Raw genomic sequence first — 6,238 nt, forward strand, 5'->3', positions numbered from 1 at the left:
GCTTACTCCGTTGAAGATGAAAAAAGAGATGATTCTAACAGGATATCTTGCCTTTCTAGATCCACCAAAACCATCAGCAGCACCTGCTATCCAAGCTTTGTTAGAACACGGTGTTCAAACAAAGATCTTGACGGGAGACAATGAGAAGGTAACCCAAGCAGTTTGCGAAAAAGTTGGTTTAGACGTTGATCAAATCTTGTTGGGTTCTGATATTGATGCCATGACGGACGAAGAGCACAGCACTCTCGATGTTGCCCCAAAAGCTGCGGACGGGGAAGTTGTGAAATCAAAGCCTCATGCCAAAGTCTCATGAGAGTCTCCTTTCAGTAAAGTCGAATGTTGCAAATAGGTATTGGGATAGCGATCCAGCAACTCTCTCGTCTTAGCGATTAAGTCTTCCTTAGAAGCCTGACCAAAGCGGTAGCGATCCAGCAAGAGCATGTAGTCTTTGCATTCAACATCTGTCGCTTTCTTTTTGAAATAGCCCCAAATATGCTGAAAGGCATTGCAAACCTGACCTCTATGCTCAGGAATTTGGCAGGCACGGTCAATCAGTTCTTGAACATGACTTACCTCCACCACTTCATTCTTCAAGTATTGGCGAATCTCATTGTAAATATTGCTGGAATGGCTCAAAACGAGGTATTTGTTTCTAGCCCAGAGTTGTTGGCACTGGGATTTTTGATTAGTTTGTTCCATGTTTCTCCTTGCTTTCTATCCGTTTCCAGGAAATATGGAAACAAAGTTTTGTCTAAACCTCTTTCAAAAAATGTATTATTTCTCCTATTTTATCATAATTCTATAAAAACCACTCGACCTGAGTAGAGCAAGTAATTTTTTTAGAGAATGCTAATTTAGTGTAACGGTAAGAAATAAGCAATAAACTAGAAAAATACCCAAATTTTAAAATCCTAATCCCTGCGTCTATGTTCTCCATCTATTTTCTCATCAAATGTGAATCCTTTTGATTCCAGCTGATCAAGTTTCAGGCGAATCTTTTTAATAACATCCTCCCTATAATCTTCAAAATCATGTGGTGGTTCAAAAGTGTATTTACCTATCCAAAGAGTATAGATCATATTTTCTGGGATAATATCAAAATCAAAATAATTCTCATCAGTAGATAGAATCCCTTGAAATTTCCAAAATGATAAAAATTCCTTATCTCCAAAACAATCTATCGCATTCCATATACTACTATCCCATTTCTTAAATTGCCCAAATTTATTAACCGCACTTAGATAGGTCAATAGGAAGAAATCTTTCCGATTTAACTTGGCAAAATTTTCATTATTAATCTCTAATTTTGTATAGTGAAGTCCCAAATCATGGAAGCTAAGTACTCTATGCTTTTCCATAAAATAAATGATTTCAGACTGGTCTAAACCTTCTTTCCTAAGAATAGTTTCCCAAAAATTTACAATCCTAGCTATTGTTTCCTTGCTTAAAGGAGTATTTCTCTCATATCTAGGGATTTCTTCATTCAATTTTTCTTCAACAATATAGTCCATTGCAGAGCTATTATAAGATTTCAGAGATTCCTGTATAGTAATACGTAGTAGTTTAGCTTTCTGAATTTCAGAAAAAGATTTATATTCGCTTGAGAGATATTGATAAAAATCTTTGTTATAGTTTGCCTCTCTTAGTTCTCTGGATAATTCATTACTGTCTGTTTCAAGTAATGTATTAAATTCCTCTTTTGTATGATTTAGAGGTTCTTCATAGAGAAAATAGGCTGGTTTATTCTTTTTATAGTTCGGTGGATATTGGTTATGGTCTGATTGCTGAATGTCAGATAATATTTCCTGTATGCTTCGTCCAAACTTGAAAATCTCTGTAAAACTTGTTTCTTCATCATCCTTAACTTTTATTTCTTCGTTCTTTAATAGTTGTTTATATAATTCAGGATAAAAAAGATAAGCGTAGATAATCCAAAGTTGCTGTTCTTCTTGAACATGTTCAAACTTCTTCCTTGAAAAGAATTCTTGATTGACATAGTCATTAAAATGATTACGATCTCGCAAATTTCTGTTTTCAAAGCTAAACCTTCTCCAAAAATCATCTGACAAACTCGTATTGAGTTTTTTACTTAACAACTCAAAATAATCTTGCCAAATATTTGATGGGTGAAGAACAAATGGTAGTTCTATCCGTCTATCAATAATTTTAGAGAGGAAATTATTGTCGTTAAGATGCACTTTCTCAATATCTCCAACAAAAACAATTGGAATCTTGCCATTAAGCAAGCTAAAAATTTTATAACTCTCCTCTTGTTGTTTGTTAGACATTCGATCAAAATCATCAATAACTAATACTTTTCGAGATAATGATAGACATTTAGAAGTTAGTAAACAACTGTAAAAACCATCTGATTTGATTTTAAAAAAATTGATAGATTGCTACTAATAAAACAATACTCCCAATAATTAATTTAACACAAAAAGATTCAAAAAAAGAACTTAAACCCAAATCAACTACATTAGTCATTAAGATAGAAACTGCGACACATAAAACTATGAAAATCCTTAAAAGGCTATATACCAACGGGTGTAATTTTGAAAAAACAATCTCAATCGTTGAGCGGTTATCGCTTAATCTCCAAAAGTCTATCGTAACTAATTTTTTATTAGTATTCTTACCAACTTCAACTAGAAATTCTGTTTTTCCAGAACCCCAGTTCCCATTTAAGAAATAAGTTTTATTTTCTTCAAGTAATTTAGCAACATTTTTAGCTGCTACTGAAGTATCAATGTGCTTTAATGTAATAAATCTATCATCCATAGTATTTCTTTCTAAAAAACAAAATATTTCATAGCGCCTACTTTTATAAAAATTATACCACGAATCCACAAAAATCCCCTTAGAAATCCATTTCTAAGGGGTAGTCCTTATCCAGCTACTTGTTCTATTTCTTCTACTTTAACTTTCTTCTCCTTCTTACTTGAACTAGTCAATCGTCTCTTACTGTCTCTAATTGTGTTTATATTTTAAGAGAATTTACTTATTTATCTCTTGTAAACTCCCCTACTCCAATCGGCTTTTAACCTTCTTCTTAGTCAAGGTACGGTCATTTTTATTGGAGAGAGCTTTGATACGAGCTTCGAGAAGGATTTTCCGCCCGGCCTCTGTTCGTGTATAGACGAGGTGATAACGTCCGATAGTCGGTCTCAGAAAGTCGAGGAATTTCTGTGCTTCTTCCTTGCGTTTTTCAAAGAGGCTAGGAACTACGAAATACTTGGATTGGCCAGCTGGGGCTTTTTGAGCTACTAACAGATAGCGCTGGTTGTCCACTGGAGCAAAGAATTCTCCCACAGTCTGTGCAAACAACTCCTTGTCTCTCATGCTTCCTCCCTTGAGATAGGCAAAAACCATATAGTTTTCCTTGTCCTCCTCTACCTGAACACGGGATTGATCATCCGTTAGATGCCCCGAATCTAGCAGAGCCTTTCGGATTTGCTCACCCAGAGACTGCAAGCGTTTATAGGGACTCTTATAGCAGAGGTAGCGCCAAGATGCAAAAGCCAAAAAGAGGAGACATGCTGTCGTAAGCCACCAAACACCGATTAATCTCAGTCTAAATAGCAAGACCAACAAATCCACTGCCAACAAGAGCAATGACATGCGAACCCATTTTAATGCATCAAGCAAGAGCATGACTGGGACCTTCTGTTTTTGGGTTGCGACTTCTGTAACTATCTCAAATTGATCCGCTACGACAAGAGCATCTTGCCATTTTTGTCTCAAGCCTGCTCGATCCTTGGAGAGACTCTTAACTCGCTCATTGTACTCACTAATTTGCTTTTTCTTAAAAGGGGGCTTTGGAAAATCCAAACGATCCAAACCGGTCTCAATACTCTCCTGATTATAGGCCAATCCAAGAAAATGCTCCATCCGTCGCGACAAGGTCTGCAGATCTTGATTGCTCTCTGGTCTAGGCTCCTCACCAGGAAAAGTGATAAGTGCTTGCGCTTGAACGGCTACCAGATGCCAGATGTTGCTGGTCTTTTCTGGATGTCCCGGCCAGATACGAATGGCACGCCCGCGCATCTGGTTACTCAACATAAAGCTCCCCACAAAGCTTCCGAGGATTAGGGAATTAACACAAGGAGCATCCCAACCCTCTCCGAGGAGAGATTTGGTTCCGACTAGGACTTGAATCCGCCCTCGTTGAAAAAGCTCCGTCACTGCCGCCACGATTCCCTTAGCTGAGCTCGGAAAACCAACCTGCACATAATCTTTTGGATCCAAGTGACCAATAGATGAGAAACTAAGAGGAACCTGAGGCAAGAATTCCTTCAACTCTGCTGCCACATCGGTAGGCAAAATAACGACACTACCTGACAAGACAGCCAATGACACAGGTATTTCTTGCTCCTGAGCTTTTCGACGAATGCTTTCAAAATAAGGGAGAACCCCCAACTGAGAAATGGTTGCCTGATTATCTCCCAGATAGGTGGCAAAATCCTTGCGAATATAGTCAGCTAGTACTAACTGTCTCAGTTCCTGACCTAGACTCTCATACTCCGTCAAAAAGATATCGGCAATGGCAGACAACTTCCCTAGAGATTGGGTTAAAAGCTGGTCAGAAGCCTTAGACTTAACCAGATAAACCTGACGTTTTTCCACCAACCCACGCGCCTTCAAGTCAGCCTCTAACTTTTTCCTATATCCATCTGGATCCTCATACCAATCTGGTGTCTGATAGAGTATGCTCTGCAACAGCGTCTCCAACCAGTAGGAGGTCAATGTTGGAAGCCTCTGGGTTCCCAGTAAATTTTGCAAAGAGGGAGGAATCGTTAACCCCTGAGAATGCATATAAATCAACATAGCAGACAAGTACTTGGGATCTTCTAAAAGCAAATCAGATGAAATATCCCCTTTGAGGACCTTAGACCCTGCTACAAATGTTTGAAAATCAGGATCGACTATAAGGTGATGAATATAGTCCCACTTAGTCTCCTCAAACTGTTTGAGACGTTCCGCCTCTTCAGCTGTTGGTGAGCACATATAGACAAAATCCTGATGAGGGCAAAGAGTGTCTTCCTTGACTAGTTCAGGTACCGTGATTTCTTGATCGATCTCCCCGCACATTCGGATATAGCGTTCCCAGAGTTCAGGATCGCTGTCATATGGTGGTGTCGCTGTCAGGGAGATGAGTTTCAGCGGTCCATACTGCTTGCGAAAGGCTTCCAGACTTTTCCACCATTCATTGCGCAGGTGGTGGCATTCGTCCAAACAAAGAGTAGCAACTTTCTGAGCTCTTAGGCTTGCAAGCAAATCAAACCCCACAAAATCCTCTGCTTCTCCATCTTCTTGTGATTGAAGTTGGTTCATGGCACTATGAAAAGCCTGATAGGTCACAATCGTTAATACCTTCATCTCCTTTAAGTTTTGGGAAACGAGGTCTGAAAGCCTCTGACAATCCTCTAGAAAAGCAGTTTGTATTCTATCCACCCATTGTTCACGAATGGTTACAGTCGGAACTAAGATGAGGGCTGGGTTGCCAAAACGAGCGATTAGCTCGATACCAATGGTTGTCTTTCCAGACCCTGGAGCGGCCACTAGATGAACATGGCCGTCTGCTTGATAGTCCTGAAAACGATCCAAGACCTGTTTTTGATATTGGCGCCAGCTTCCTTTAAAGTTTAAACCTAACATGATACCCCTCATTCTATACCATCATTTTCTTATTCTCATTTTACCACACTTATTTCACCAGTCAGATAATCCAGATAGTTTTTCTCCATAAAATATGGTATAGTAGAATCATACTATCTATGAGGAGTTTACATGTCACAGGATAAGCAAATGAAAGCTGTTTCTCCCCTTCTACAGCAAGTCATCAATATTTCATCTATCGTTGGGGGAGTCGGCACCTTGATTTTCTGTATTTGGGCCTATCAGGCGGGTGTTTTACAATCCAAGGAAACCCTATCGGCCTTTATCCAGCAAGCTGGGGTTTGGGGACCACCACTCTTTATCTTTTTACAGATCCTACAAACCGTTGTTCCAATCATTCCGGGAGCTTTGACCTCAGTGGCTGGGGTCTTTATTTACGGCCACATCATCGGAACCATCTATAACTATATCGGAATCGTGATTGGCTGTGCCATTATCTTTTACCTCGTCCGTCTCTATGGAGCTGCCTTTGTCCAGTCCGTCGTCAGCAAGCGCACCTATGACAAGTATATCGGTTGGCTAGATAAGGGCAATCGTTTCGAGCGGTTCTTTATCTTTA

At 39.4% G+C, this 6,238-nt stretch carries 5 protein-coding genes and 3 pseudogenes; 2 read left to right on the plus strand and 6 right to left on the minus strand.

Features of this window, described 5'->3' with window-relative positions; translation table 11 throughout:
- Positions 1-235 (plus strand): annotated as a pseudogene (locus tag HMPREF0849_RS02565) (HAD family hydrolase); the annotation flags it as partial.
- On the opposite strand, the pseudogene HMPREF0849_RS10200 reads toward HMPREF0849_RS02565, so the two are convergent.
- The 6 genes and pseudogenes from HMPREF0849_RS10200 to HMPREF0849_RS02580 all read right to left on the minus strand — a co-directional run.
- Positions 228-311: pseudogene (locus tag HMPREF0849_RS10200) on the minus strand (pyrimidine dimer DNA glycosylase/endonuclease V); the annotation flags it as partial. The pseudogenes HMPREF0849_RS02565 and HMPREF0849_RS10200 overlap by 8 nt on opposite strands.
- A complete protein-coding gene (locus HMPREF0849_RS02570; protein WP_000438484.1) occupies positions 295-699 on the minus strand; it encodes a YbgA family protein in 405 nt (134 codons plus the stop codon). The pseudogene HMPREF0849_RS10200 and the gene HMPREF0849_RS02570, both read right to left, overlap by 17 nt.
- Before the next feature lie 212 nt (positions 700-911).
- Entirely contained in the window at positions 912-2,288 is a 1,377-nt protein-coding gene (locus HMPREF0849_RS02575) for a hypothetical protein (protein WP_009013535.1), read from the minus strand.
- 91 nt (positions 2,289-2,379) lie between these two features.
- Complete coding sequence (locus HMPREF0849_RS10670) at positions 2,380-2,781, minus strand: P-loop NTPase fold protein (RefSeq protein ID WP_009013536.1); 402 nt, start codon at positions 2,779-2,781, stop codon at positions 2,380-2,382.
- Between the two features lie 107 nt (positions 2,782-2,888).
- Positions 2,889-2,987: pseudogene (locus HMPREF0849_RS10810) on the minus strand (DUF6261 family protein); the annotation flags it as partial.
- Between the two features lie 37 nt (positions 2,988-3,024).
- Positions 3,025-5,658, minus strand: a complete 2,634-nt coding sequence (locus HMPREF0849_RS02580) for a DEAD/DEAH box helicase family protein (protein ID WP_000901152.1) — start codon at positions 5,656-5,658, stop codon at positions 3,025-3,027.
- A 132-nt stretch (positions 5,659-5,790) separates the two neighbouring features.
- Here HMPREF0849_RS02580 and HMPREF0849_RS02585 point away from each other — a divergent pair.
- Positions 5,791-6,238: TVP38/TMEM64 family protein (locus tag HMPREF0849_RS02585; protein ID WP_009013538.1), on the plus strand; the 448-nt coding region annotated here is incomplete at its 3' end.

The sequence above is a fragment of the Streptococcus sp. C300 genome (genome assembly GCF_000187645.1).
GTDB classification, from domain to species: Bacteria; Bacillota; Bacilli; order Lactobacillales; family Streptococcaceae; genus Streptococcus; species Streptococcus oralis_CQ.